Consider the following 25,312-nt stretch of genomic DNA (forward strand, 5'->3'; position numbering starts at 1 on the left):
GCCCGGTTCTGGCCGTGGCGCGGTCCGGGCACCAGCTTCCCCAGCACGCCGCGCGCGGTGCTGGACACCACGCCCGCCTGCCAGTTGCGGCTCAAGCCCTCCGCGGCGTTCACGTCATCCGCGGCCGCGAGCGTCGTCGCCTCGCGCTCCACGCCGCCGCCCAGCTCCTGGCGCACCTTGCCCAGCACCTCGTCGAAGGTGCGCTGCTCCAGCCGGACGATCTCCAGCTGCGCCCGCTCACGCGGGTCCACCGCCGCCTTGAGCAGCGCGTCCGCCTCCGCCGCGGGCGGGCCGCCCAGCAGGAAGAACCAGCGCAGCGCGTCCAGGTCCTCCACCGTCGCCTCGAGCGGCCGGTCCGGACGGCGGTAGATCTGATCGCGCACCACCGCCGCCTTCAGCGTCCAGAGCGCCTTCACCACCGAGCGCTGGGAGAAGTACTTCGTGGGCACGTAGTCCGGCAGCTTCGACACCTGCGCCACGAGCGCGCGCTCCAGCGCGTCCGTCAGCATCTCCACGCCCTCCAGCACGTGGCCGGGCACCTTCACCTGGGCCACCGCGTCCTGGAGCAGATCCAACTGCTGGAGCGTCAGCGTGGCGCGCAGGTCCGGCCGCGTCCCGTGCACGAAGCGGTGCAGCATGGCGGCCCGGCTCTCCCGCCGGGCGAAGGCCTTGGGCACGAAGCTGATGAAGCTCAACCGGTCCGCGAACGCCAGGAGCAGCTCCGGTGAGCGCGCGAGCACCTCCGTGAGGTACCGGTTGCTCGTCATCACCACGCACTCGGTGCGGCCAGCCGTCACCTTGCGGCCGTGCTTCAGCTCCCGCTCGTACATCACGTTGAGGATGGAGCGCAGCAGCATGTCCCGGCCGTCGAAGACCTCGTCCAGGAACGCGTGCACCGCCCCCAGCATGCCCTCGTCGGTGAGGTACTCGGTGCGGCCCGTCTCCGTGAGCACCTTGAAGTCCACCGGGCCGATGAGGTCCGTCTGCAGCGTCGTCTCCGCGATCTGCTTGGAGAACAGCGACGGCAGCCCGGACACCTCGTCGGTGATGCGCCCCAGGACGGCGCTGGCGACCGCGCTCTTCGCCGTCCCGGGCGGCCCCACCACCAGCACGTGCTCGCGGCAGAGCAGCGCCAATTCAATCTGCGTGAACAGCGTCTCGCGCTCCAGGTACGTCTCCCGCAGCTCCCCGAAGAAGCGGCGAAAGGACTGGGCGGCCTGCAGGTTGGGAGGAGGCGAGGTCACGGAGGGCCAGGAGGATGCGGGGAAGGACGCATGCTACCCGCGCCCCTCCCCCTATTTGAAGTGCACCGCGCAGGCGCCGTCGGGGCAGTCGCGACCCGCGATGCGGAAGCGGTAGCGGGCCACCACGCCATACACCGCGTCCGCCAGCTGCCTTAAGCCCGGGACGTAGTACACATAGAGCAGCCGCCCCAACGGCCGCCGGCCCAGCGCGCGGACGATGGCCTCCGCGCCCTCCAGGACCCGGCCATCCGCCTGGATGAGCTGCATGGCCTTCTCGCAGCGCTCGAAGCTCACCCCCGGGAAGGCGTCCAGGACGCCCTCGTCGCGGAACGAGAGCAGCTTCGTGCCCTGCCCGCCCACCAGCTTGCGCATCTCCCGCGCGGCGCCGCTGCACACGCGGCAGTGGCTGTCGTAGAGGACCACGTCATGTCCCGGCGGTGTCGTCTGGAGCGTCGTCATGCGTCACCTCCCCCGTGGGCCCAGTATGTCAACGCGGCTTGAGCATCTCATGCAGTTGTCCGTGCACGCTGCGCCAGATGTCGTGCTGCCGTTCAATAGGATCCATCAGCGCCATGCCCACCGACGTCGCCGGGGAGCTGCCCTGGAAGGCGGAGTACTGTCGGATGCGCGTGCCTCCGCTGCCGTCGTCGTCGAAGACGAACTGGTTGGTGCCCCGCAGCGGGTGTCCGTCCAGGGTGGTGATGTGGACGACGCGCTCCGTCTCGTTGAGCTTCACCGTGATGGGGGCCCACACCGGCGGCGGCCCCTGCTCCTCCAGGAACAGCCGGGCACCGTCCGTCAGCGCGCTCGCCGCCGGCCGCAGCGCGATGCCCGCCGCGCCGAAGAGCAGCTCCGGGTTGCTGACGAAGGCCTCGAAGGCGTCCTTCGCGGACACGCCGGGGAGGGTGCTGGTGTAGTCCGTCAGCGCCGTGGGCGCGCCCGCGATGGGCGGGCTCGGGTCCAGGTGCCCCAGCTGCGCGCGCGCGTAGGCATCCATCGCGGGGCCCTTGTCCAGCGCCACGCTGAAGGCCGCGGCCTGGGTCTGCTCCAAGAGCCGCGCCCCCTGCTTCACCTGCTCCTGAAGGGAGCCCGTGGGCTTCGGCGGGAACGCGCCTCCCACGCCGAAGTCGAAGCCGTTGCCCTCCCGCGTCCGGGGCGCCACCTGCGCTGCCCTCGCGGGACTCGCGGCCGGCGCGCCGGCGCCCCGAAACACCTCCACGGAGTTGGCCGGAGCGGCCGCCGTCCGTGAAGGCGCCTCCGCGCGCGGGGCCGGGGGAAGGGGCGTGACTTCGGGGGCGGCGACGTCCGGGAGGACGGCGGAGAGCAGCGAGTCGATGCGGGACATGGGGCGGACACCTTCGTGGAGGACAGCGAGGAACCCGCCCGCCCCTTGCAGTGCCCTCGCCACGGGCGACCGCGTGAAATCGCGGGGTTGCTCCCGGCCCTCATCCCGCGTCCGGCACACCCGTCCGAAAAGACGAAGGCCGGCGCCCCTCGTCGGAGCACCGGCCCTCGGACTTCAGCCCCCGCCAGGCGGCGGGCGGCTCACGGCCTTACGACTGGCGGAACTCGGCGTCCACCACGTCGTCCTTCGCGGACGGCTGGGCGCTGGAGCCCGGAGCCGCGGAGGGCTCGGCGCCCGGAGGAGGCGTGGCGCCCGGCGCACCGCCGGTGGCGCGGTACATCTCCTCCGCCGCCTTGTAGCTGGCCTGCTGGAGCTTCTCGAGGGCCGCCTTGATGGCGTCCTTGTCCTGCCCCTCGCGGACGCTGTTCAGCTCCGCGACACCGTCCTCGATGGCCTTCGCCACGTCGGGGGTGAGCTTGTCCTTGTTCTCCTTGACCATCTTCTCCGCGGCGTAGGCCTGGCTCTCCGCCTGGTTCTTCACCTCGACCAGCTCGCGGCGCGCCTTGTCCGCGGACTCGTTGCTGCGCGCGTCGTCGACCATCTTGGTCACCTCGTCCTTCGACAGACCGGACGAGTGGCTGATGGTGACCTTCTGCTCCTTGCCCGTCGCCTTGTCCTTCGCGCTGACGTTGAGGATGCCGTTCGCGTCGATGTCGAACGTCACCTCGATCTGCGGCACGCCGCGCGGCGCCGGGGGCATGCCCGTCAGGTGGAAGCGGCCGAGGCTGCGGTTGTCGCCCGCCATCTCGCGCTCACCCTGCAGCACGTGGATCTCCACCTGCGTCTGGCCGTCCGCCGCCGTGGAGAAGGTCTCCGACTTGCGCGTGGGGATGGTCGTGTTGCGCTCGATGAGCTTCGTCATCACGCCGCCCAGCGTCTCCACGCCCAGCGACAGCGGCGTCACGTCCAGCAGGAGGATGTCCTTCACCTCGCCGGAGAGCACGCCCGCCTGCACCGCGGCGCCCACCGCGACCACCTCGTCCGGGTTCACCGTGCGGTTCGGCTCCTTGCCGAACAGCCGCTTCACCGCCTCCTGCACCATGGGGATGCGCGTGGTGCCGCCCACGAGCACGACCTCGTTGAGGTCCTTGGGCTCCAGGCCCGCGTCCTTGAGGCACTTGCGGCACGGCTCCAGCGAACGCTCCACCAGCGGGCCAATCATCTGCTCGAACTTGGCGCGCGTGAGCTTCACGTTCAGGTGCTTCGGACCGGACGCGTCCGCCGTGAGGAACGGCAGGTTGATGTCCGTCTGCATCGCGCTGGACAGCTCGATCTTGGCCTTCTCCGCCGCCTCCTTCAGGCGCTGGATGACCATCTTGTCCTTGCTGACGTCGAGCCCGGTGTCCTTCTTGAACTCGCTGATCAGCCAGTTCATGATCTCCAGGTCGATGTTGTCACCGCCCAGGTGCGTGTCGCCGTTGGTCGCGAGCACGTCCACGACGCTCTCGCCCACCTCCAGGATGGACACGTCGAAGGTGCCGCCGCCGAAGTCGTAGACGGCGATCTTCTCATCCTTCTTCTTGTCCATGCCGTACGCGAGCGCGGCGGCGGTGGGCTCGTTCACGATGCGGCGCACGTTGAGGCCGGCAATTTCACCGGCGTCCTTCGTGGCCTGGCGCTGGGCGTCGTTGAAGTACGCGGGGACGGTGATGACCGCCTCCGTCACCTTCTCACCCAGGTAGTTCTCCGCGGCGCGCTTGAGCTTCAGCAGCACCTGCGCGCTGATCTCCGGCGCGCTGTACTGCTTGCCCGCGATGTCCACGCGAGCGTCGCCGTTGGGGCCCCGGGCCACCTTGTAGGGGACGAGCTTCGCCTCCTCGGTCGTCTCCTCGAAACGGCGGCCCATGAAGCGCTTCACCGAGTAGACGGTCTGCTCCGGGTTGGTGATGGCCTGGCGCTTCGCCACCTGGCCGACCAGGCGCTCCCCATCCTTCGTGAACGCGACCACCGAAGGCGTGGTGGGGGCTCCCTCTTCGTTGACGATGACCTTGGGCTCGCGACCCTCCATGATCGCCACCACGCTGTTCGTGGTGCCCAGGTCGATTCCGATAATCTTGCCCACGGTACCCATCCTCTGGAAATAACTGCGTTTTTCTGCAAAACCCCGATGTATGCCCAACGTAACCACCCCCCCCGGCGTGTCAAACGCGAGGGCGGGTTTCCCCGTAGGCCCGGGCACCCAGCGCAAAGGTGATGACGGCCGCTGCGTAGCGCAGTGCGCAGGCCCGCGGGCCTCCCCCAGGCTCCATGAGGCGCCGCGTCACCGGAACGCCATCCGCGCGCCACGGGTGCGTAACGCGCTCTACACCGCCGTCACCCCGCGGTAGCAACCGGGCGGGCATATTGGACACCAGCGGACCGTTCAACCCCTCGAAATCACATCAGGGCGCCCGGCTAACGCCTCGCGTCAGGGGTTGGCGAGAAAAGTGCACAGTCCAGACCGCGTCAGCGCTGTCATACCGCTCCCCGCCCCTCTGGAGTCGTCCATGCTGGTTCAGCCCCTCCGTTCCACGGACTTCCGCCGCTCGCCCGCGGCGCTTCCGTCCGCCGAACCGAAGGTCGCGGTGCTGCTGAACGCGAACGCCCGCAAGGTGGATGCCCGGGTGGTCAAGCTGCTGTCGCACGTGGTGCCGGAAGAGGACCTGTTCCTGTCGCGCTCGCCGCTGGACGCGCGCCGCATCGCGCAGACGGTGCTGGAGCGGGGCTACCCCACCGTCTTCACGGGCGGCGGCGACGGCACGTTCATGGGCTTCGTCAATGAGGTGCTGCAGCAGGTGGGCCCGCGCGGGAAGTTCGCCGGGCAGGCCGCGCCGCGCTTCGGCATCCTCAAGCTGGGCACGGGCAACGGCATCGCGGCGTTCGTCAACGCGTCCAGCACCCGGGGCGACGGCATCCTCAACGACGTGGTGCGCGCCCGCGCGGCGGAAGTGCCCGGCGTGCGCACCATGGACCTGGTGCAGGTGGACGGCCAGCGCGCGCCCTTCGCGGGCCTGGGCGTGGATGGCAAGGTGCTCAACGACTACATCTCCGTGAAGGAGTCGCTGGGCAAGGGCATGTTCAAGCGGGTCATGTCCGGCGGTGGCGGCTACTTCTCCGCGGTGGCCTTCAAGACGGTGCCGCACTACCTCACCAGCTCCGTGCTGGTGGAGTGCGAAGTCGTCAATGGCCCCTCGGAGGCCTACCGCCTGGGCGCGGATGGCCAGGCCGTGGGCGGGCCGCTGGCGCCGGGCGCGGTGCTCTTCCGGGGCAAGCTGATGATGGCCGCCGCGGGCACCATGCCCTTCTACGGCTACGGCTTCCGCATGTTCCCCCACGCGAATGACCGCCGGGGCTTCCTGCAGCTGCGCCTGGGCCAGGTGTCGCCCACGCAGGTGCTGGCGAACCTGCCCCGCCTGTGGAACGGCCGCTGGGCTCCGGAAGGCCTGCACGACTTCCACGCCCGCGAGGTCACCATCCGCTTCGCGCGCCCCATGCCCTTCCAGGTCGGCGGCGACGCGGCCGGCTACCGCGAGCAGGTCACGCTGTCCGTGGCGCCCGAGTCCATCGAGCTGCTCGACTTCAACGGCGTGCAGTAGTCCCGGCGGTTGAAGGGCCCGGCAAGCCTCCGGGCCCTCCCCCACGCTTCAAGTCCCCTGCTGCTTTCAGCCGCGGTCGCGCGACGCCGGGGGCTTCTCACCCGGCTCCTTGCGCCGTCCCACGGCGAACGCGTAGCTGACGCCCGGCCGCTGGTTGTGCTCGCGGTGCAGGGCCAGCTCCTCGCGGAAGGCGGCGCTCTCCGGCGAGGTGCCTTCCGGCAGGTGCGCTTCCATGTCCTTGTAGAGCGCGTCCAATTCCGTGTCGTGCAGCGACTCCACGGACTCCGGCTCGAAGCCGCCGGTCTCCAGCGCCTGGAGCAGCTCGCGCGGCAGCAGCAGCGGCGCGCCCAGGCGCTTCTCCCAGAAGTCCAGCACGGGCTTGGGCGTGAAGCGGCCCACGCGCGCCGGGAAGGTGAAGCCCACGCGGCCGCGCTTGCCCAGCAGCGGGCGGAACACGCGCAGCGCCTCGTCCAGCGGGTACTGCACGCGCCCCGGCACGAGGATGCCGTGGAAGGGGCCGTCCAGCATGCCCAGCGCGTCCGGCGCCACGCGGCGCACCTCGATGCGATCCGAAAGGCCCTGGGAGCGCACGCGCTCGCGCACGGGGGACACCAGGGCCTCCTCCGTGTCCACGGCCACCACGGAGCACTTCAGCTCCTGGGCCAGCAGCACGGCGGCGCCGCCCTCCGGACCACAGCCGAGCACCAGCACGCGCGAGCCCGGTTCGAGCTGGGCCACCTTGGCGAAGCGGCGCGTGGCGTCGTCTGTTCCGAACGCGCGCTGCGCCCCCGGCGGGTGGTACAGCGGGAAGTGCTCGGCGGGACTCATTCCACCCTCATATACGCACCCTGGCCGGACTTCCAGCCGCTGGCGGGGCCCGGGCCCCCCTGCGGCATCCACCCGCGCACCGCCTGCCTCACAGGTAGTAGACGACGCGCGGATCCTGGTGCAGCGCCTCGTAGATGCCCCGGCGCTGCTCCTCGGACAGCAGCAGCACGGACACGCTCAGGGACACGAACTTCCCCTTGCGGCTGTGCTGCACGTGGATGGAGTCCGGGGACACCTCCATCCCCATCTTCCGCCGGAAGAGCGAGCGCACGTGCTCCTCGAAGCCGGGCGTCTCCTCGACCGTCGCCTTGCCCATCACCTTGTACTCGTAGACGGAGGGGTACTCGACGAGGGGCTTCTTCTCCTCGCCGGGGGTGCCGGGCTTGTCGGTGCCGTCCTGGGTCATGACACGTCTCTAGCAGGCGCGAGGCTCAAGCGCTTCACAGCAGGTTGGCCGCCAGCTCGGCCAGCATGCTGCGCTCGCCCTTGGCCATGGTGATGTGGCCGGCGATCTTCTCGTTCTTGAAGCGGTTGACCACGTGCACGAGCCCGTTGTTCGTCGAGTCCACGTACGGGTTGTCGATCTGGAACGGGTCGCCGGTGAGGATGATCTTCGTGTTGTCGCCCACGCGGGTGAGGATGGTCTTCACCTCGTGCGGGGTGAGGTTCTGCGCCTCGTCCACGATGATGAACTGGTTGGGGATGCTGCGCCCGCGGATGTACGTGAGCGGTTCAATCTCCATCAGCCCCAGGTCGATGAGCTCATGGTGGCCGCGCCCGGCCTTCTTGTCCGCGCGGCTCAGGTTCATGAGGAACTCGACGTTGTCGAAGATGGGCTGCATCCAGGGGTTGAGCTTCTCCTCGACACTGCCCGGCAGGTAGCCGATGTCCCGGCCCAGGGGGAAGATGGGACGGCTGACCAGCAGCTTGTGGTACAGCCCCTCCTCCGTCACCTTCTGCAGGCCCGCGGCGATGGCGAGCAGCGTCTTGCCCGTGCCCGCCTTGCCCACGATGGTGACGAGCTTGATGTCGTCGTTGAGCAGCAGGTCCAGGCAGAAGGCCTGCTCCATGTTGCGCGGCCGGATGCCCCAGGTGCCTTCCTTGCTCTGGCGCGCGAGCGGCACGAGCCGCGCCTTGGCGCCGCTGAAGCGGGCCATGGCGGTGTGGGACGGGTTGAGCTCGTCCTTGAGCAGCACCAGCTGGTTGGGAGAGAGCCGGTCCTGGGCCGGCACCTCCACCTCGCCGCCGGGCTTGTAGAGCTGATCCACCATCTCCGTGGGGACGAGCAGCTCCGTGAAGCCCGTGTACAGGTCGGTGATTTCGACGCGCTCGGTGTCGAAGTCCTGGGCGGACAGGCCCAGGGCGTCGGCGCGGATGCGCAGGTTGGTGTCCTTGGTGATGAAGACGGCCTGGGTGTCCGGCTCCGTCTCCATCAGGTCCAGGGCCACCGCGAGGATGCGGTTGTCCACCAGGTTGCTGTCCGCCATGGAGGACGGCAGCGAACGGTCGGTGAAGGCCACGCGGAGCATCCCGCCGTGCGGAAGCGGCACGCCCTCCTTCAGGGAGCCCTCCGCGCGGAAGGAGTCCAGGTAGCGCGCCACCAGTCGCGCGTTGCGCCCCAGCTCGGAGAGATCGCGCTTGAACTGATCGATCTCCTCGATGACGTAGATGGGGATGATGACGTTGTTGTCCTTGAACCCGTAGATGCTGCGGGGATCATGGAGGAGGACGTTCGTGTCGAGGATGAAGTTCTTTCGCATCGTGGGCTTCGCGACCTGACCTGGTTCGGGTGCGATTGCTGACGGCGAGCGACGACCGTGGATGACCGACGCCTCTCAATATAGACACCGAACGAGGGGGCACCAGCCGCATTCCCGTCGGCAAGGGCGAGCGTCCGTCCGAAAGAGCACGGCCCCCTCCCGACGGAACAGGGCGCTACAGCGGGCGCTCAGGACGTCGCGGCGGTCCGCGGCGGAGCGGGCGCCGGCTCACAGGCGTCCTGGCGCGGCGACGCGGGCGCCAGCGGATCATACCCGAGCACCTCCACCACCCTCTCGGGCGGGGGGGCCGGGGGGCATGCGGGCCCAGGGGAAGCGCGCCTGCAGTGCCTCCTCCTCCAGCGACAGCACCTGCTTCGCGTGGAAGCGCCACGCCCGCTGCCAACCGCGCGTGTCGAGCCGCCGGGCCACCCGCCGGGACAGGGGGCTGATCATCGGCGCGGGCGAGAAGAGGGCCGGCTGTCCCTGTTCATCCCGCATGCAGCCCAGCTCCACCGCCCACGCCAGCAGCCAGCGGGGCCAGCCGCGGCCCGCGCGGCGAAGGGCGCTGAAGTGCCCCTGCGCGGCGCCGTCCACGAAGGTGAAGCGCGGCTCGTAGACGCACGCGGCGGAGAAGGTCGCGGGCATCAGCGCCACGCCTTCCGCGCCAATGCGGCGGGCCATGAGGTGCAGCAGCTCCAGGAGGTCGCGCGACAGGGACAGGCCGGGGTGGAGCTGTCCGGGCAGCGGCGGCCGGCTCCAGTCGAAGGGCCGCCCCGGGTGCTGCAAGAGGAGGCTGTCCACGTAGAGCAGCGGCGCCTCCGCGGCCGAGCGGGTGAAGCCGACCTCCGCGCCCGTGGACTGGCGCAGGGACAGGTCCACGACGGCCGCGTGGTAGCGGCGGCTCAGGACGGTGATGCGCGGCTGGAACGGGTCCTGGCAGGACAGGCGCAGCTCGACGGGGCCCACGCGCTCCTCCAGGCGCTGCGCGAAGCCGTAGGCCCGGAGGGCGTGCTCCAGGCCCTCCTGGCTGTAGGTGCCGAACGCCAGGCCCACGCGGTCGCCACCGGGCTCCAGGCCCAGGTCGTCCAGGGACAGGGACTCCCCCGCGGACGCGGCCAGGTCCGCGCTGTTCAGGCGCGAATAGGTGCGGCGAGCATGGGAGCTGAGCTCGGGTGTCCGGGGCATGGGGTGTCCTAGTCGTAGCGGATGTCCACCAGGGTGAGCTCAATCTCACCCCGGGGGCGCCGCACCTCCACGGTGTCGCCCGGGGTCTTGCGCAGCAGTGCGCGGCCCATGGGGGACTCGACGCTGATGCGGCCTCCGGAGGCGTCGATCTCGTCCGAGCCGACAATCTGGTACGTGCTGCGGATTCCGCCCTCGTCCTCCAGGGTCACGGTGGCGCCAAAGTAGACTTTCGAGCGGTCCTCCTGTTCCGCGGGGTCGACGATGGTGGCCGTGTCCAGGCGCTTCGAGAGGAAGCGGATGCGCCGGTCGATCTCCCGCAGGCGCTTCTTGCCGTAGATGTATTCGGCGTTTTCTGAACGGTCGCCCTGGGCGGCGGCGGCGGACACCTCGGCGGTGACCTTGGGGCGGGCCTCGTTGAGGAGCTGGAGCAGCTCGCGGTGCATGCGCTCGGCGCCCACCCGGGTGAGGTAGCGGCGGAACGGGGCCTGCTCCCCTGCCTCTTCGTCCTCGGTGTCGGGCGGCTCGGGAACGTCCTGGGACATGTCCTGTGTATAGCGCCGGACGCTGACGGGCGGAGGGGCGCTGGCCGGGCGGATGTTCACCCCTGGGCCAGGACGGAGCGTGTCAGGAAGCAGCGCCTGCGATCGCCAGTGGAACTCCCCGGGCGCTGCTGGTAGGAAGCGCCTCGCGGAGGCGTTGGCGGCTCCGCGGTCGGTGCCAAAAAAAGAATAGCGAGTCGCTAGCTCAGCTGGTAGAGCACCGGCCTTTTAAGCCGAGGGTCGGGGGTTCGAGCCCCCCGCGACTCAAGCAGTGACGACGTCCCCGTCGTCTAGAGGCCCAGGACGCTGGCCTTTCAAGCCGGTAACACGGGTTCGAATCCCGTCGGGGACACTGAAGGACCGAGGCCGGAAGCCGCTGAGACCCAGCGGTTTCCGGCCTCGGTGTTTTCGGGCCCCTCTGGTGATTGAGCGCGGAGGCCGTCAATGCGTGTCGCCCGGCACGTACTCCCACCAGCGCTTGAGCGTCAGGGCTCGCCGGGTGTTGGTGGCGCAGTGCACCTCACCGCCCTTGTTGTGGTACGCGCTCCAGTCGTCGATGAAGCGCGCGAAAAGCCCGTTTCGGCGGAACAGGGTCCGGACGTAGACCTCGAACAGGTCGAACGTGCCGGTCATCGGCACGTCCGTCGCTTCGATTTTGTACTTCCCCAGAAGCTTCGCGTAGGGCCTTTGCAGGCGCTGAGCGCCATCCAGCATGGGGCCAAACGGCTTCGCCATGACGCAGGTCTGCCCCAGCACGAGCATGTTCACCATGTTCGCGAACACGGTCGTCGCCCCCTTCATCCGCCCCTGCCGGTAGAGCATGGGCAGATAGAGGATCCGCTCCTCGGTCAGACCGATTTCGCTCTTCAATTGCTCCACCAGTCCATGGATGCCCTTGGCAGCGGTCTCGTTGAAGCGCAGCGTCTCCTTGAACGTCGGCGCTTCGGAGATGCCTCCTGAGAAGCCGCGCATCGCCCCCTCGCCCATCATGAATCCTGGTGGGGCCCCTGTCTGGCCCGGAAAGGGCATTCCACCCATGGGACGCATGGAGGACACCCCGGTCATGCGCGGCGGCGGGCCCGAGAATGAAGACATCCCGTGCGGACTCCGCGTCGGAGCCCCTCCGCCTCCCGCCCCCTCGAAGAACGCCTTGACGGTGGTGTTGACGGGCTCATCGAAGCCCTCCCCCTCCACGCCCTGGATGCTCCGCCCCTCCAGCATCACCGATTGCGGCGCGACCTCCATCACGCCTTGGAGCATGTCCAGCGCCAGCTCAGGGCTGGGCAGACACAAGAGCCAGCCCCCATCCTCTGCGGGCACGAACGAGAGGATTTCATCCGCGTGCCCCACGTCCAGCCAACTGGTGTCGATGACGATGGGGGCTTGCACCCGCTGGGCCGCGAGGAACGCGCGGATGTTCGGGTCGAGCTGGCGGCGCTCGTTGCGCACGTCCGTGCCGTAATAGATGCGTCCCCAAGGGTAGACTCGCCCCCGGGCGTCCCTCACTGGAGGCGTCACCTCCAGGTTGCCCAGCTTGTTCATGTCACTGTCGGACGCGGAATGGCTGACCTGCCGGTGGTGGAAGTCGAAGTAGCCCATCCCGACCCCACGACCCCGCGTCTTGAAATACTGGATCATCCCACTCCTGCGCGTCGCGCCGAGCATCGCGTGCATTCCGCGCCGGGGAAGGTTGGAGGAACCGATCTCCAGGCTGTCCTGCCCCCAGCGATCCCCGAGGACGGTAGGGATCTCCACCAGCGGCAGCCCTACCCCCTCCACGATGACCTTCAGGTCCGAGCGGAAGGAGGTGTTGTTCTGGCCGGAGAGCTGGATGACATAGACGGCTTCGGGGGCCTCCAGGTGATGCTGCATCATCCAGGGCGCCACCCGCACACGCGCGCGCTGCACCACGGTGCCCTCGGGGGAGGTCGTCGTCAGCAGCAAGACGATGTCCTCTTCCTTCAACGACTCGTCGAAGCGCACGGCCTCCATCCCCAGTCGGAGCACGGCATTCTGGAGGTCGAGCACGCACGACGCGCCGGCGCTCGGACCGATGAGAGCCCGGGCCCCCCGGGTGCGTCCGTTGAAGATGCGCAAGCGGTTCTTGTCGCCCGGCTTCTGCAGGGACAGAGTGCACGTCACCCCCTCGCGGTAGCGGGTCTGCCTGCGGACCTCCAGGGGGGCGATCTCCTGCTCATCGTCCCCGTCGTTGATAACGTCATCCGCGTTGTCCGCGACCCGTGGGTCGCCGTTGTCCGCGTCCAGGTTGCACAGGACAATGGCGCCCTTCTTCCCTTCCCCCGGCCCCCAGTCCCAGCGGTCGAGACCCGCCGAGGTCAACGTGCCGTCGCGGTCCGCGTCGAGGAACAGGGTCGCGTACGCGAGCGCCTCAACGCCAAGCACCACCGTCGTCTCCCGGGAGAGCGGATCCTGCAACCGGTGCGTCGCGACGGCGCCCGAGCGCAAGCGGTATTCCAGCGTGGCCGTCGGGGTGGCGTACTCGAAGACCGCCTCGCCCTGGTCGTTCGTGCGCAGCGTCAGCCCTGTCTCCACGAAGCGGACCGCCTGGTTGACGACAGGCTCATATTGCTCGTCAATCAGCTGAACGGTGACTCGCCGGGACATCGGTTCTCCTGGAAACAGGACCGCGCGGAGTTGGGCGACCGGGCCCGACGCTATGGGCCGTGGAGGGATTCCCACAACCCGGCTACACCTTCCAGGCTCCGCGACATCCCTCCTCGAGGCTGCGCATGCTGATTCCAGACCCCGATGCTGACGTGACCCATGACACCACGGACCTCGACGGCTTCAGCACGTGGGTGGACACGCTCGTCGCCCAGCGCAAGACGAGCGACCTGAGGGTCATTTCCGCGATGTTCCTGGAGAAGGCGGTCGCCGCGAAGCTGCCCGCCTCCGACGTCGTCATCGCTGCGAGCAAGGTCCGCTGCGCCCTGGACAAGCTGGAGCCCAACGCCTCCGCCGAAGGCTCCTCCGCGGTCTTCAAGCTGCCGCGCGACCGCTGGTGGAAGCTCTTCATCGAGGGCCGCCACCACGGCAGCGGCAATAAACACCAGGCGATGATCTTCGACCGGCAACAGTCCCCGGGCTTCTACAACGCCATGACCAAGGCCTTCACCGCCTGGCTCAGGGAGCCGGCCGCGCCCGGTGACCGGGTGGACTTCGACCGCTACCACGCGATGCACGCCGCCGTGACCAAGGGAGTGCTCAAGCTCAACGACGTGGTGTCCGACCGCGCCCGCCAGCGCTTCGTCCCCGTGCCGCACGAGCTCAGCCACTACACGAACTTCCCCATCGACGTGCAAGGCCACGAGGTGGACTGGGAGAGCCTGCTGGAGCTGAGCAACGATGGCGACATCGGGACCTTCAAGACCATCATGAAGGACCTGGGCGCGCCCCGCGACGTGCTGGAGCACTGGGTAGAGCGAGACTGGGCCACCAGCCTGCTCACACGCAGCCGGGGCAGCCAACTGCTCTGGGGCACCGCCTACGAACCCCGGGAGGCGAAGGGCAAGGTCAACGCTCTCTTCGCGCGCTACTACCTGGAGCGGGACCAGGCCGCGCAGCAGAGCGCCAAGGAGGCGAAGCAGGAGCTGAAGCTGCGCGCCATCGTGCGCGTCATCCGAGCGCTCCACGTGGGCCACTTCTACGCGGATGCCAACGGCCGCCTCAACACCATGCTGCTCATCAACTACCTGCTCCTCCAGGAGGGCTTCTCGCCCGTCATCCTCTTCGACACCGCCATCTTCGGAGGCGCCCTGCGGATGTATGACCTGGTGGACGCCGTGCGCGAAGGCATGAAGGCTTTCGAGGAGGAGCTGGAGGATTCGAAGCGGCCCCCGCGTCCCCTCCACGCGCCCTCGCGGGTCAAGCGGTGCGCCATTTGCGACCGCCCCGCCAGTCGCGCCGTCGCCTGTCGCAAGTGCCGAGGCATCGCCGCCCACATCTGCGACGGCAAGATGTGCCAGCCCTCCCTCTGGGCGCTGGCCCCCCATGAGCCCAGGAGCGTCGTCCCCCTGCTCAATCAGCTGTGCGAGGCCTGTGGCTGACGCCTGTCGACTTTCACAGCGCCCCCCAACGGTCGCCAGGGCCCCCGCGACCTCCTGACGCATCAAGGGCCCGGGCCGCGGCGGCTACCCCGTGGACTTCTGGACCGGGACAGGGCTTGGACGCGGGGGCGTGAGAGGGGGAGGCCGTGTCTCAGTATTCGCCAGCCGCTCGAGAGGGCGGAGGAGCGACATGACGCCATGGCCCAACACGGGCAAGGCCACGGAGAGCTGGAGAACCGCCTCCAGCCCCGCGTGCAGGTGCAGGATCCGGTAGAACTGGCGATGGACGTGTGCGTCGGTCGACGTGCGCTCCATCAGCCGCAGGATGTACCAGTGCAGCAAGCCCAGCCCGAAGGGCCGCTTCCCGACGGCCTGCGGATACAGCAGGTCCATGCCCGTGCCCAACAGCCACGGGAGCCGGATGACTTCAGGCAGCCGCTCGCGGAAGCGCTGCGCCAGGCCCGAGAGCTCGCCTCGTTCGGCCTGCTCGCGAAGGCAGGTGTCCAGCAGTTCCGCGCCAAGCCCCGCCACCGACATGCCTTGCCCGTAGAGGGGGTTGAAGGCACACGCGGCGTCTCCCAGGATGACCAGCCCCTCGGGAAAGCGGGGCAGCTTCTCGTAGTGCCGCCACCGGCAGTCCTTCACCTTGTGCTGGGAGATGGGCCCTATCGGCGTGGCCTCTTTCATGTAGTTGTACAGGTCCGGACGCGTCAGTGAGCGCGCGTACTCGAGGAACCCCGCGTACTCGGTGGGCGCGTGCTCCCCGAAGTAGCCATTGAGGGTGACGAGCCACCGGCCTCCCTCGACGTGTGAGATGAAACCCGCGCGCCAGGCCTTGGGAGGACTGGGATAGAGGAAGAGCGCCTTCCATTCCTTCTGGAAGTGGGGCGGCGGCTCGTGCAGGCACGTCGTGTAGGAAAGGTCCACGATGACCTGCTCTTCCTCCGGGCGCGCATAGCCGATGGCTTCCAGCCACTGAGGCATCCGCGAGCCCCGGCCACTGGCATCCACGACGAGGTCCGCCTCCCACGACTCCTCGCCCTGGGGTGTCTTGACCCGGACGCCCGTGATGCGCCCCGTGCCCTTCTCGTCGCGGATGAGCCCTTCGATGGAGCAGCCCTCGCGCACCGCTACGTTGGGCCGCGCCTTCACCCGACGCAGGACGTTCCACTCGAGCAGGGGCCGGGTGCACAGCAGCCCGGGGATGCCGCTGGTGCGGCGCAGCTTCCACACCCCGAAGTGGTGCCAGGCGAGGTCTCCACTCGAGTCGATGAGCTCGGCGCCCTGGACCTGGAGTTGCTCGAACAGGTCCGGGAAGGACTTGTCGAGGATGCGCCGGCCCGCGTCCAACAGCACGTGGATGTGCGGCCCTTGCGGAACACCTTTGCGCGCGGCGGGCCCCTCCCCCCGGACATCCCGCTCCACCAGCGTCACCTTGTCGAAGTGGTCCGCGAGCACCCGCGCGCTCAGGAGCCCCGCCATGCTGCCGCCGATGACCACGGCGCTTCCGAAGCTGCGTCCAGGGGTTTCCAAGTCCCAAGCCTCCAAGAGTTCATGTCGTGGCGAAGCCGCTCGCCCCCGCCGGGGAGATTGCACCTCACCGGTCTGACATGCCCTCTCGGACCCACGGCGTCTTCAGCTCGGCACGTCAGCCGAGGCGAAAACTTTCCTGACACAGGGGGCAATCCCAGGCACTCCCCAATCGCTCGCATCCCTGCGGCTGGATGATGGTGGGCAGTGCCATGCGCGCTCGTGGCTCAGGGTCCGCCGCGGCCGCCGGTGGCTCCGAAAATCTGGCCCGTGGAGTAGCTCGCACCGGGGCTCGCGAGCTCCACGTAGATGCTGGCGAGTTCCGCGGGCTGGCCGGGACGCCCCAGGGGCGTGTCCTTGCCGAAGGTGACGAGGTTCTCCTGCGTCTGTCCCCCCGACACCTGGAGGGGCGTCCAGAAGGGGCCCGGCGCCACCCCGTTCACGCGGATGCCCTTCTTCGCCAGCTGCTTGGCCAGGGCCTCGGTGAAGACCTTGATGCCGCCCTTGGTCATCGCATAGTCGAGCAGGATCTCCGGCGGCTGATACGCGACGACGGAGGTGGTGTTGATGATGGCCGCGCCCGGCTTGAGGTGCGGAACCGCCGCCTTCGTGATCCAGAACATCGCGTAGAGGTTCGTCTTGACGGTCCAGTCGAACAGCTCGGTCGTGAGGTCGAGGATGGAGTCCAGGGCGTGCTGCCGGGCGGCGTTGTTGACGAGGATGTCCAGCCCTCCGAGTTGCTTCACGGCGTCGGCGACGAGCTTGGTGCAGAAGGCCTCGTTCCGGAGGTCGCCGGGCAGCGCCACGGCCTTACGGCCCGCGGCCTGGATGAGCGCCACCACCTCCTTCGCGTCCGGCTCCTCCGCGGGCAGGTAGTTGATGGCGACGTCGGCGCCCTCTCGCGCGTAGGCGATGGCGGCGGCGCGACCGATGCCGGAGTCTCCGCCCGTGATCAACGCCTTGCGGCCCATGAGGCGGCCGGAGCCCTTGTAGCTCTTCTCACCGTGGTCCGGCCGGGGCCGCATCTTGCTGGCCAGGCCCGGCCATTGCTGCGACTGGGACGGGAACGGAGGCTGGGGATACAGGGTGAGCGGGTTCGGCGGGGGCCCCCGTGCCCTTCGCCGCGCCCCCGTCCGGTGCCGTCCCTCCGTCCTGCGCCAGCGCGGGCGCGGCGAATGCGGCGGCAATGCCAGTGACCATTCCCCCGACGATCTGCCGGCGGGAAGGAGCGTCGTTATCGGCCGGATCCATCATCTGCCTCCTGTTCGAGGGCGCCAGACGTAGGTGGGGGCGGCTCCCCGGCGGAATCCGCCTCCAGGGCAGGGGCCTTCCCTTGCTGGCTCGTGAACACCGCCGGGCTTCGCCGTGTTCGCCCCTGCACGAGCAACCAGCCCGCCAGCCGGGCCCCGCGAGCTTCAGGCCCTCCCCGGCCGGCGCGGAGTGCGGCGCGTCTGGCTGGCGCGTCCGGCGCGCAGAGACGTCCCCAGGATGAGGGAGGTCCGAGGGGCGGACATCAACGATTGCGAGGAAGGCCGTGGCGATGACAACGACGGGACGCAAGCAGCGCGCGGGAGGAAGGGCCGCGGAACACAACGGGGGGAGCATCGCGCGGATCATCAACATCGTCGTCGGCGTCTGGCTCTTCATCTCAGCCTTCGTCTGGCCTCACACCTCCGCGTCGCGCACGAACACGTGGATCGTGGGCGCGCTGTGCGCGCTCTTCGCCGCCATCGCGCTCAGGATTCCCCAGGCGCGCTGGCTCAACGCCGTGCTCTCCGTCTGGCTCTTCTACTCGACCCTGGCGTTCTTCCGCGCGACCGGAGGCACGGCCTTGAACAACACCCTGGCCGGCGTCGTCATGTTCATCGCGTCGCTGGTCCCCAGTCAGCCCATGCAGCGGATGAACAAGCCGCCGCGCTACGTCGCACCCTGATGCGCCCCCATGTGACAGCGCGCTAGAGGGAGGGGTACCCCAGGGCCAAAGGATTGACCGGGAAGTAACGCCCAGGGTGCCTTCCCTGCCCCCTGGGCCATCCACTCGCCCGGTCGGGACTACGCCTTGCGGAGCCCCATGACCTCGCCGTAGCCGCCGGGGATGAAGAACTCGTGCGTCTCCATGCCCAGGATGCGCAGCGCGGTCGTCACCGCGTCCGCGGAGCGGGGCACGCGCTTCGAGGCCTGGCCGTTCTCCTCGATGATGTCCACCGGGACGCCGAGCCCGCGCGGGGTGTACGAGCCCACCTGCCGGTTCCCCGCCACGTTCCCGCCCGCGAAGCAGATGGACGTGTAGGGGTGATGATCGTCCGGCAGGTAGTAGCTGCCGTCGCTGCTCCGCGAGGCCCAGCTCCGGCCGAACTCGCTCATCACCAGCACGAGCGTGTCGTCGAGCAGCGTCTTGCCAGGCTTGCCGGGCGCGGGCGCGGCCTTGAGCTCGCCGAGGAAGCGCGCGACGTTGTCCATCATCCCGCGGCCGTGCGCGCAGCTGTAGCCATGGCCCAGGCCGTTGTGCGTGTCGAAGTCCTGCTGCAGCGAGACGTGCACCGAGGTGCAGAGGTCCGCCTTGAGCAGGCGCAGCGCCAGGTCCATGCGCGGGTCGAGCCCCGTGAGGTGGAAGTTCGCGAGGCCGAAGCTGTACGTGAACGACTGGTTGGAGAGGTAGCTCGACAGGTACGCGGGGCGGTTCGAGGTCATCAGCTCGATGCCCTGGGTCTTCTCCAGCACGGACACGACGTCCGTCGCGAGCACGCGCGACACCGACGACAGCGAGCCGTGCAGCCCCTCCAGGTAGTTGTCCACCTTCGCCGTCGAGCGGCCCAGGAGCTGCTGGGCGCGCGTCAGCGAGAAGCGCTCGATGGCCGTCGTCTTCAGGGTGCCCCCGGTGGGCTGCCCGCGCGCGTCCAGCTCGGGCGCCTCGGTGCGCGCGTCGAGCCCCGTCCACCACGGGTTGTCCGAGGGCTTCGCCGAGAGCATCGGCTTGAGCGCCTCGATGGACGGCACGCGCAGGGGCGAGGCGTGGGAGGGCAGCCCCATGCCCACCGGCATGCCGCGCTCTCCGGTGACGACGACGAAGGGCAGCGGCCGGCTCTCGCGGTACTTCTCGTACAGGTGGTTCGCGATGACCGAGTGCACGGCGGGCGCCCGGTAGTCCGCGCCCGCGACACCGCACATCGAGGAGATGAACGCGCTCGAGTGGTCGTTGGTGCCCTGGTCGATGCCGTGCAGCACGCTGAGCTGATCCGCCAGCGCGAAGTGCGTGTAGCCGTACATGAGCGGGCTGTAGCTGCCGCGCGCGGCCGGGTCGGCGGGGTTCCACGACTGCCACGTCCGCAGCGGCTTGTAGGAGCCGTTCGGAGGCGCGAGGCTCACCAGCTGGCTCGCCTGGAAGAAGACGGGCTCGCCGCTGTAGTTGGAGGGCGTGGGGACGCAGAGCGGGATGTCCGCGTCCTCCATCGGGGTGAAGTAGTACGCCGGCCGGTAGCCGCCGGGGATGTAGAGCACCACGAGGCGCGAGGGGACGTCGACGTCCGCGGCGTGCGCGGTGCTCGAACCGAGGAGCCCCGCACGCTCGAGGAGCGCGAGCTGTCCCGCGCCGAGGGCCCACTTGAGCAGGGTGCGACGAGAGGTGTTCGGCATGGTGTCCTCGCTCAGTAGGTGATCCACATCGGGTGACGGATGAGCGCCGCGCAGACGCCAATCCAGGCGAGGCGCGTGTTCTGCGCCTCCAGCGGCAGGTAGACCTGCTCGTACAGCGCCTGGGCCTCCGCGTCCGAGGGCGGCTGGCCGAGCATGCGCAGGGAGAGCGAGCGCAGGTTCTTCCGCACCGCGTCCGGGTTGCTCTTGGAGGTGTCGGCGAGCGTCACGTAGCGCAGCACCGCCGGGTTGCTCTTCTTGTCCACGGCGCGCGCGCACCACGCCTGGGACATCTGCACCAGCGTCTGCGCGGCGGACGGACCGAAGCTCACGTCCCGCTTGCGGTACAGGAGCGAATTGCCGCCGCCGAGCGCCTCGAAGCGCTCGACGCTGCGCGAGTCGGAGACGTACTCGCCCGAGATGCCGGGGGCCCAGTCCCCGGGCCAGATGAAGAACTTGCCGCCGTTCGCCACGTACGGCTTGTTGCGCCAGTTGGGGTCGGTGGTGCTGACGAAGTCCTCGAGGGTGAGCCCGAGCTGATCCATCAGGCTGATGATCATCTCCTCGGCGGTGAGCCGGCGGACGCTGAACTCCTCCGCCACGGGGGCCTCCAGTTGCGCGGGCGTGGCCGGCAGGTTCCGGATCCAGTCCTCCACCTGCGCGATGGTCAGCGTGACGCGGCCGCTGCTGATGAGCTCGTTGTACGGCTGCCCGGGCGGCATCTGGGGATAGCTGCCGGGGGCCACGCCGTTCAGCAGCTGGATGAGCATGCTGTTCCCGGGGTCGCCGCGCTTCACGTACTTCTCGTTGTAGACGAGCCCGCTCTCGAAGGCGGTGAGCGAGGCGAAGAAGGGCTTGTTGCCGGTGAGGTGGCAGCCCTGGCACGCGGGCGCGAGCGCGAGACGGATCTCGTCGTTCTTGCTCACGGCCGCGCAGCTGTCGCCGCCCGGGTCCTCCGGCAAGTCACCGGGAGCGTCCCAGATCTTCCCGACGCAGCTCACGGCGAGGAGCGCGACCGCGGCGCCCATCAGGGTCGAACGCAAGGTGTTCATCACAGGCCCCTCCGCAGCTCGGGCTGTTCGAAGAGGTAGCGGATGAAGGGTCTCAGCTTCCGGTCACCCGCGACGAACTCCCGCGCGAGCTTGTCGATGAAGCCCTTCTCCGTGGCCGGGTTCAGGTCGCGGCCGATGAACATCGAATACATCTTGCGCGCGACGCAGCGGTCGAACTCGCCGGAGCGCACGACGAGCTTCCCGAAGCCGAGCGGGCCCATGGTGCCGTCGCCGTGCTCGCCGAGCAGCGTGTACGTGTCGGGCATCGTGTCGAGCAGCACCGCCTCGGGGTTGGCCTTCACCTGCTCGGGGGTGACGGGCGTGAGGAGGGTGTTGGGGACGAACGCGTTCTTCCAGCGGTAGCCCGGCGAGGTGCCGGTGTACGGGTACTGCCCGGACAGCCACTCCTGGGTGACGCGGTAGCGGCCCACGCCCGGCATGAAGGGCCACGGGACGTAGAAGCTCTGGGCCGGGTTGAAGTCCCAGCGCTTGAAGGAGATGGCCGCGGGGTCGAGCGTCCGGTGGCAGTGCAGGCACGTGCCGCCGGTGCCGGGGTCCACCTCCAGGGGCGGGAAGTGCACGTCCGCGGGCGGTGGCGAGAAGCTCTGGCAGGCGAACATCTCGAGGAAGCGCGCGGCCCGGACGCGCTCGCGCGGGAAGGACGACAGCGAGCCGATCATGGTGAGCACGCCCGCGGTGGGGAGGCCCTGGGGCGCGTCGGTCGTGGTGCGCGGGTCGAAGCGGTAGGTGCGGTCGATGCTGCCGGAGCGCGCCCGGTTCGGGGTGAGCGCGAGGTGGAAGGGCTCCAGGTCCTCGACCACGAACTCGCGCCACGCCTGCGGATCATTCGGCGTGGGGTGCAGCGGGTCGCGCGGCGCGTTGTCCGCGTCGGGACGCCACCACGTGGTGTTCTGGTCCAGCGCGCTGGTGCCCATCTGCCGGCCGAAGCGCACGTACAGCGCGCGCAGCCAGTTGGTGCCGACCGAGTAGTTCCCGAGGATGAGGTCCGAGAGCGGCCGGTCGTGCCACGCGAGGTGCGCGAAGAGGCGCGCGGGCTCCTCGTAGGGGTGCCGGCGCTGCATGCCGAAGTCGTGGTTGCTCTTGCCCTGGAGGCCGTAGAGCGGGCTGCACCACACCAGGTTCGGGCCGCAGCCGCACGCGGGGGGCAGCATGGGGTCGTAGTAGCCGCCGTTCGCGAGGCCGCAGTCGACCGGCTGGCCCTTGCTGTCGGTGACCTGGGTGACGTCGGAGCCGGCCTTGCCGAGCACGGTGACGGTGGTGCCCGGCGCCCACCAGGGCTCCACCTGGTGCACCTCGGGCACGGCGGGGTTGCCGTCGGCGTCCTGGTCCTGGCACTGCCTGGCCGGGTCCTTCGAATCGCCGAACTCGTGCACGGCGTAGTACGCGCCCGCGTGCGCGGTGTTGGCGTCGCACTTGAAGAGGTGGCCGGACATGTCGCCCTGGTAGGCGTCACCCGCCGCGCCGGTGGTGTATGCGCCCACCGCGAGCCACTCGTGGCCGAAGTTCACCATCCGCTCGTAGAACTTCGGCGAGCCGAGCGCGGCCTCGAGCGTGGAGCGCAGGATGGATTCCCGCGCCTCGGGCGTGGTCGCGGCCGCCATCGCCTCGTACTGCTCGACGGTGGGCGTCGTCCCCGTGAGACCGAGGACGAGGCGGCGCAAGACCCGCGTGCCGCTCATCTGGTCATTGAGCGGGACGGCGGGGGGCGGTGCTTCGGGGCCACATTGTTGTGCGTGCGCGTCGACTCCGGTGAGCCCGGACGCCGCGAAGAGCACAGCCAGCAGGGCCGCGCGCTTCAGGTGCAAGTGCCAGTGCATATGCACGAACAATACACCGGGCGCATGACTCCATGAGACAGGAAGCGCGATCCGGGCTCAGAACGGATCCAGCAGAGACACGGTGGCCGCATGGACCTGGGCCCAGGAGCGCGGGCGGTGGAAGTGATGGCCCTCGCCATCGAAGATGCTCCACGCGCTCGCGAGCGCGCCGCTGCCGAAGCACGCTTCGATTTCCCGTCTGGCTCGCTCCGGCGCGAAGAGGTTGTCGTTCGCGCCGTGAAGTGCCCTCAGGCGCGTGGAGGCCGGCCGCGGGCGGCGGGGAACTCGAGACAGGTTCACGGTGGACACGAGCACGGCCGAGCAGCGCCACCCGCCCGCTCGCGCCCCCAGGTGTTCGACACACCCGTCCCTGGCGGCCAGGACGTCGAGCGCGCGTGATGCGTCATCGCCCGAGTGCTTGAAGCGCGCGCCGTACCCCGCGGATCGCGCCCGGAGACAGGCCACCACCCACCGCTTGCGCTATTCAAACAAGCCGCGGGACGGCCTTGGGCGACAGCTCTGAGTGCCCAGACCCGGCTGCAATCCCTCTCACGCACGGCCGGCGTCGCTGGCACTGCATGGCAGGTCGCGCGGAACGGAGGCGCGGCATGACCGGATTGGCGTGAAGGTTGCGGATTGGAACGTCCTGCCGGCCGCTCGGATTCACTGTGTTAGGTTCCGGCGCATCTGAACCCATCCCGGAGGTCAGTATGCGGTCCTTGCGTCTCGTGTTGCTGCTGGCGGTCTTTTCAATGACGGCGTGTGGAGACGGTCCGCAGACCGGGGCCACGGTCACCGACGTGGCCGTGTCGGGTGAGTCCTTGGTGGCATCGGAGGGCACCCTCGTGCTGACGGCATCCGTGAGCGGGACCGGCACCTATTCTTCAGAGGTGCGCTGGAGCATCCTGTCCGGGGAGGGGTCGCTCTCCGCGACCACGGGTGAGTCCGTCGTCTACACGGCCCCGTTCGCCCGTCAGGAGATGGAGGTGACCGTCCAGGCGGCGTCCGTGGCGGACGCGTCGAAGTCCACGGTCTTCACCCTGACCGTGAAGCGGGCTCCGGCCACGGCGCTGCTCGCAGGCACCTACGTGGGAGAGGACGCCTACGAGACCACGTCGGGGACCACCACCACCCCGGGCACGTCCTCGCTCACCCTCACGGTCGAGGCGGTCAGCGACACCCAGATCCGCATCCATGGCATCCCCCAGTTCACGGAGTGGGTCGTCGTGGACGTCCTGGCGGATGACTCGCTGCGCTTCCAGCCCATCACGGGGCCCACCTCGGTCCACGACAAGTACTGCAGCCGCCACTACTTCATCGGGGACGAAGTCACGGGCGAGACGGGCACGGGGAGCTGGGACGCCGGGCAGCACCTGACCCTGGACTGGACCACGGTGCTATATCAGGGCTGCTATCCCGTCGGGGGCCAGCCCGGTCCCTACCGGGAGTATTACACGCCCACCCACAACGTCTTCACGGGCACGAAGCAGTAGGCCGTTCAAACGCCGTGGCATTCCGAGGCTGAGGCATCCCCTCATCTGAATCAGATAAGCCCGAAGGCTTCGCGGAACACGGCGTGCTCGCGTACCAACTGACCAAACCGCTCCACCAGCGGGAGTAGACGTTCATCGCGCATGCGTGGCATGGCCATGAAGGAGTAGGCGCCTTGAGTGAAGAGCGAGTGAGTCCGCTTCTTCACGGTATTTACCTTCAGGTGCTTGTCATGGCCGAGCGCCTCGCCCGCGGCGCCCAGCAGCGTCAGCAGCACCTGTGCCAGGGCGGAAATGAGCAGCAGTCGGTCTCTGCGGTCCGGTGTCTTCACGCGCACCTGCTTGAGGCCCATGCCAAACTTGAGGTCCTTCACGTCTCGGAAGCCCCCTGTGTCAGGAAAGTTGTCGCCTCGGCTGAGCAGCCGGGATGACTACGCCTTGGGGCCGGCGGGTTGATGTCATCTGCCGCCCTGGCTTCGTCTCGAAGCGCACCGTGCACACCTGCGCTGCGTGCACCTGGCGCCGGCTCCTCTCCACCGCGCGTTGCACGGTGCGCACGCTGGCTTCCAGGCCCTCCTGGCCCAGCAGGGCCTGGACCACGACGGCGTTGCCTTCAGCCGCCGAATCCCAGAGCTCCACCGCGCGCTGTTGCCCGTTCTCCGTGAGCCGCCGGCCCTTCGGTCGCACCCGCGTGTCGGCCGCACTCCCCGCACGCAGGTAACTGCCTGGGGATGGGTGGGACGCCTCCACGCACCCCCAGTCTGAGCAGTGCTTGCCGCGCGGCCTGGCCAATCCCTGGCGCTCATCCGTCAATCACGACCCAGGTAGCCGGTGACAACGATTGCCGATCTGGGTGTACCCAGACCCAGCATTGCCAGACGGGAAAAATCGCGTGAGAGCCCTGACAGGAGTTGACTGATCGTGTATTTTTAAAGAACGATACGCTAGTAATACGGGCCCCATTTGTTGGGTTGGATGCTGCCGGGGCCCCTCTTCTTCGCCGTCCCCCACCCGTTGACTCGAACCGGTGGCCAGGACTGGCTGTCATGGGGGGATGGAATGTCAAACCGGACGCTGCTGGGGCAGAGCAGGTGTGTACCGCTGTTGCTGGGACTGCTGTCGGTCGGTGCTCCCTCTGCTGCGGGTACTCCCGCTCCCGAGTGTCGTCC

At 69.0% G+C, this 25,312-nt stretch carries 22 protein-coding genes and 2 tRNA genes; 6 read left to right on the forward strand and 18 right to left on the reverse strand.

All coding sequences use genetic code 11. The annotated features are described in order from the left end of the window. From ACLEQD_RS01370 to dnaK, 4 genes are all read right to left on the reverse strand, one after another. Nucleotides 1-1,244 (reverse strand): AAA family ATPase (locus ACLEQD_RS01370; RefSeq protein WP_410381116.1); only part of this gene is annotated, 1,244 nt, incomplete at its 3' end. Nucleotides 1,245-1,295: 51 nt separating this feature from the next. Next, the gene (locus tag ACLEQD_RS01375; RefSeq protein WP_171422097.1) at nucleotides 1,296-1,703 is read right to left on the reverse strand and encodes a thiol-disulfide oxidoreductase DCC family protein; all 408 of its coding nucleotides are present in this window, start codon (nucleotides 1,701-1,703) and stop codon (nucleotides 1,296-1,298) included. Between the two features lie 28 nt (nucleotides 1,704-1,731). After that, nucleotides 1,732-2,589: a hypothetical protein gene (locus ACLEQD_RS01380; protein ID WP_410381118.1), complete on the reverse strand. Its 858-nt coding sequence runs from the start codon at nucleotides 2,587-2,589 to the stop codon at nucleotides 1,732-1,734. 208 nt (nucleotides 2,590-2,797) lie between these two features. Next, nucleotides 2,798-4,711: a molecular chaperone DnaK gene (dnaK, locus tag ACLEQD_RS01385; RefSeq protein WP_410381120.1), complete on the reverse strand. Its 1,914-nt coding sequence runs from the start codon at nucleotides 4,709-4,711 to the stop codon at nucleotides 2,798-2,800. A gap of 424 nt (nucleotides 4,712-5,135) precedes the next feature. Between dnaK and ACLEQD_RS01390 the strand changes: the two genes are divergently transcribed. After that, complete coding sequence (locus tag ACLEQD_RS01390) at nucleotides 5,136-6,224, forward strand: diacylglycerol/lipid kinase family protein (protein WP_410381122.1); 1,089 nt, start codon at nucleotides 5,136-5,138, stop codon at nucleotides 6,222-6,224. 66 nt (nucleotides 6,225-6,290) lie between these two features. On the opposite strand, the gene ACLEQD_RS01395 is transcribed toward ACLEQD_RS01390, so the two are convergent. The 5 genes from ACLEQD_RS01395 to greB form a co-directional block, all read right to left on the reverse strand. After that, entirely contained in the window at nucleotides 6,291-7,052 is a 762-nt protein-coding gene (locus ACLEQD_RS01395; RefSeq protein ID WP_410381124.1) for an SAM-dependent methyltransferase, read from the reverse strand. Between the two features lie 88 nt (nucleotides 7,053-7,140). Continuing rightward, nucleotides 7,141-7,458, reverse strand: a complete 318-nt coding sequence (locus ACLEQD_RS01400; RefSeq protein WP_410381126.1) for a YbeD family protein — start codon at nucleotides 7,456-7,458, stop codon at nucleotides 7,141-7,143. 34 nt (nucleotides 7,459-7,492) lie between these two features. Then, entirely contained in the window at nucleotides 7,493-8,812 is a 1,320-nt protein-coding gene (locus ACLEQD_RS01405) for a PhoH family protein (protein WP_410381128.1), read from the reverse strand. 267 nt (nucleotides 8,813-9,079) lie between these two features. Then, nucleotides 9,080-9,997 (reverse strand): deacetylase, encoded by a 918-nt coding sequence (locus tag ACLEQD_RS01410; protein WP_410381130.1) that lies wholly within the window; start codon nucleotides 9,995-9,997, stop codon nucleotides 9,080-9,082. A gap of 8 nt (nucleotides 9,998-10,005) precedes the next feature. Continuing rightward, a complete protein-coding gene (greB, locus tag ACLEQD_RS01415) occupies nucleotides 10,006-10,539 on the reverse strand; it encodes a transcription elongation factor GreB (protein WP_410381132.1) in 534 nt (177 codons plus the stop codon). A 191-nt stretch (nucleotides 10,540-10,730) separates the two neighbouring features. Here greB and ACLEQD_RS01420 point away from each other — a divergent pair. Together ACLEQD_RS01420 and ACLEQD_RS01425 are read left to right on the forward strand one after the other, a co-directional pair. After that, nucleotides 10,731-10,803 (forward strand) — tRNA-Lys (locus ACLEQD_RS01420). 12 nt (nucleotides 10,804-10,815) lie between these two features. Then, nucleotides 10,816-10,888: transfer RNA gene (locus ACLEQD_RS01425), tRNA-Glu, on the forward strand. A gap of 89 nt (nucleotides 10,889-10,977) precedes the next feature. Here ACLEQD_RS01425 and ACLEQD_RS01430 read toward each other — a convergent pair. Continuing rightward, the gene (locus ACLEQD_RS01430) at nucleotides 10,978-13,161 is read right to left on the reverse strand and encodes a protein-arginine deiminase family protein (RefSeq protein ID WP_410381134.1); all 2,184 of its coding nucleotides are present in this window, start codon (nucleotides 13,159-13,161) and stop codon (nucleotides 10,978-10,980) included. A 152-nt stretch (nucleotides 13,162-13,313) separates the two neighbouring features. Between ACLEQD_RS01430 and ACLEQD_RS01435 the strand changes: the two genes are divergently transcribed. After that, nucleotides 13,314-14,603, forward strand: a complete 1,290-nt coding sequence (locus tag ACLEQD_RS01435) for a hypothetical protein (RefSeq protein ID WP_410381136.1) — start codon at nucleotides 13,314-13,316, stop codon at nucleotides 14,601-14,603. A gap of 84 nt (nucleotides 14,604-14,687) precedes the next feature. Here the strand turns inward: ACLEQD_RS01435 and ACLEQD_RS01440 are convergent, their stop codons facing one another. Both ACLEQD_RS01440 and ACLEQD_RS01445 read right to left on the reverse strand, forming a co-directional pair. Further along, nucleotides 14,688-16,136 (reverse strand): FAD-dependent oxidoreductase, encoded by a 1,449-nt coding sequence (locus ACLEQD_RS01440; RefSeq protein ID WP_410381138.1) that lies wholly within the window; start codon nucleotides 16,134-16,136, stop codon nucleotides 14,688-14,690. Between the two features lie 224 nt (nucleotides 16,137-16,360). Then, the gene (locus ACLEQD_RS01445; protein ID WP_410381140.1) at nucleotides 16,361-17,158 is read right to left on the reverse strand and encodes an SDR family oxidoreductase; all 798 of its coding nucleotides are present in this window, start codon (nucleotides 17,156-17,158) and stop codon (nucleotides 16,361-16,363) included. 515 nt (nucleotides 17,159-17,673) lie between these two features. Between ACLEQD_RS01445 and ACLEQD_RS01450 the strand changes: the two genes are divergently transcribed. After that, nucleotides 17,674-18,066, forward strand: a complete 393-nt coding sequence (locus ACLEQD_RS01450; protein WP_410381142.1) for a hypothetical protein — start codon at nucleotides 17,674-17,676, stop codon at nucleotides 18,064-18,066. 119 nt (nucleotides 18,067-18,185) lie between these two features. Here the strand turns inward: ACLEQD_RS01450 and ACLEQD_RS01455 are convergent, their stop codons facing one another. From ACLEQD_RS01455 to ACLEQD_RS01470, 4 genes are read right to left on the reverse strand one after another with little or no spacing between them, the layout of a single operon-like run. After that, nucleotides 18,186-19,766, reverse strand: a complete 1,581-nt coding sequence (locus ACLEQD_RS01455) for a DUF1501 domain-containing protein (RefSeq protein ID WP_410381144.1) — start codon at nucleotides 19,764-19,766, stop codon at nucleotides 18,186-18,188. Between the two features lie 11 nt (nucleotides 19,767-19,777). Next, nucleotides 19,778-20,815 (reverse strand): hypothetical protein, encoded by a 1,038-nt coding sequence (locus ACLEQD_RS01460; RefSeq protein ID WP_410381146.1) that lies wholly within the window; start codon nucleotides 20,813-20,815, stop codon nucleotides 19,778-19,780. Next, entirely contained in the window at nucleotides 20,815-22,653 is a 1,839-nt protein-coding gene (locus tag ACLEQD_RS01465) for a hypothetical protein (RefSeq protein WP_410381148.1), read from the reverse strand. Before ACLEQD_RS01465 ends, ACLEQD_RS01460 begins: the two co-directional genes overlap by 1 nt. Before the next feature lie 57 nt (nucleotides 22,654-22,710). Then, the gene (locus ACLEQD_RS01470; RefSeq protein WP_410381150.1) at nucleotides 22,711-23,121 is read right to left on the reverse strand and encodes a hypothetical protein; all 411 of its coding nucleotides are present in this window, start codon (nucleotides 23,119-23,121) and stop codon (nucleotides 22,711-22,713) included. 242 nt (nucleotides 23,122-23,363) lie between these two features. Between ACLEQD_RS01470 and ACLEQD_RS01475 the strand changes: the two genes are divergently transcribed. After that, the gene (locus ACLEQD_RS01475) at nucleotides 23,364-24,146 is read left to right on the forward strand and encodes a hypothetical protein (protein ID WP_410381153.1); all 783 of its coding nucleotides are present in this window, start codon (nucleotides 23,364-23,366) and stop codon (nucleotides 24,144-24,146) included. 50 nt (nucleotides 24,147-24,196) lie between these two features. On the opposite strand, the gene ACLEQD_RS01480 is transcribed toward ACLEQD_RS01475, so the two are convergent. Both ACLEQD_RS01480 and ACLEQD_RS01485 read right to left on the reverse strand, forming a co-directional pair. Then, nucleotides 24,197-24,517, reverse strand: a complete 321-nt coding sequence (locus tag ACLEQD_RS01480; RefSeq protein ID WP_410381155.1) for a hypothetical protein — start codon at nucleotides 24,515-24,517, stop codon at nucleotides 24,197-24,199. A gap of 19 nt (nucleotides 24,518-24,536) precedes the next feature. Beyond that, nucleotides 24,537-24,830 carry a hypothetical protein gene (locus tag ACLEQD_RS01485; RefSeq protein WP_410381157.1) on the reverse strand — a complete coding sequence of 98 codons (294 nt, stop codon included), beginning with the start codon at nucleotides 24,828-24,830 and terminating at the stop codon, nucleotides 24,537-24,539. Nucleotides 24,831-25,312 lie beyond the last annotated feature (482 nt).

The organism is Corallococcus sp. 4LFB (genome assembly GCF_046520365.1).
Lineage (GTDB): Bacteria > Myxococcota > Myxococcia > Myxococcales > Myxococcaceae > Corallococcus > Corallococcus caeni.

Coding starts and splice junctions, on each gene's coding strand:
- ACLEQD_RS01375 (WP_171422097.1), bottom strand. CDS start 1,703: ATGACGACGCTCCAGACGACACCGCCGGGACATGACGTGGTCCTCTAC.
- ACLEQD_RS01380 (WP_410381118.1), bottom strand. CDS start 2,589: ATGTCCCGCATCGACTCGCTGCTCTCCGCCGTCCTCCCGGACGTCGCC.
- ACLEQD_RS01390 (WP_410381122.1), top strand. CDS start 5,136: ATGCTGGTTCAGCCCCTCCGTTCCACGGACTTCCGCCGCTCGCCCGCG.
- ACLEQD_RS01395 (WP_410381124.1), bottom strand. CDS start 7,052: ATGAGTCCCGCCGAGCACTTCCCGCTGTACCACCCGCCGGGGGCGCAG.
- ACLEQD_RS01400 (WP_410381126.1), bottom strand. CDS start 7,458: ATGACCCAGGACGGCACCGACAAGCCCGGCACCCCCGGCGAGGAGAAG.
- ACLEQD_RS01405 (WP_410381128.1), bottom strand. CDS start 8,812: ATGCGAAAGAACTTCATCCTCGACACGAACGTCCTCCTCCATGATCCC.
- ACLEQD_RS01410 (WP_410381130.1), bottom strand. CDS start 9,997: ATGCCCCGGACACCCGAGCTCAGCTCCCATGCTCGCCGCACCTATTCG.
- greB (WP_410381132.1), bottom strand. CDS start 10,539: ATGTCCCAGGACGTTCCCGAGCCGCCCGACACCGAGGACGAAGAGGCA.
- ACLEQD_RS01430 (WP_410381134.1), bottom strand. CDS start 13,161: ATGTCCCGGCGAGTCACCGTTCAGCTGATTGACGAGCAATATGAGCCT.
- ACLEQD_RS01445 (WP_410381140.1), bottom strand. CDS start 17,158: ATGCGGCCCCGGCCGGACCACGGTGAGAAGAGCTACAAGGGCTCCGGC.
- ACLEQD_RS01450 (WP_410381142.1), top strand. CDS start 17,674: ATGACAACGACGGGACGCAAGCAGCGCGCGGGAGGAAGGGCCGCGGAA.
- ACLEQD_RS01455 (WP_410381144.1), bottom strand. CDS start 19,766: ATGCCGAACACCTCTCGTCGCACCCTGCTCAAGTGGGCCCTCGGCGCG.
- ACLEQD_RS01460 (WP_410381146.1), bottom strand. CDS start 20,815: ATGAACACCTTGCGTTCGACCCTGATGGGCGCCGCGGTCGCGCTCCTC.
- ACLEQD_RS01465 (WP_410381148.1), bottom strand. CDS start 22,653: ATGCACTGGCACTTGCACCTGAAGCGCGCGGCCCTGCTGGCTGTGCTC.
- ACLEQD_RS01475 (WP_410381153.1), top strand. CDS start 23,364: ATGCGGTCCTTGCGTCTCGTGTTGCTGCTGGCGGTCTTTTCAATGACG.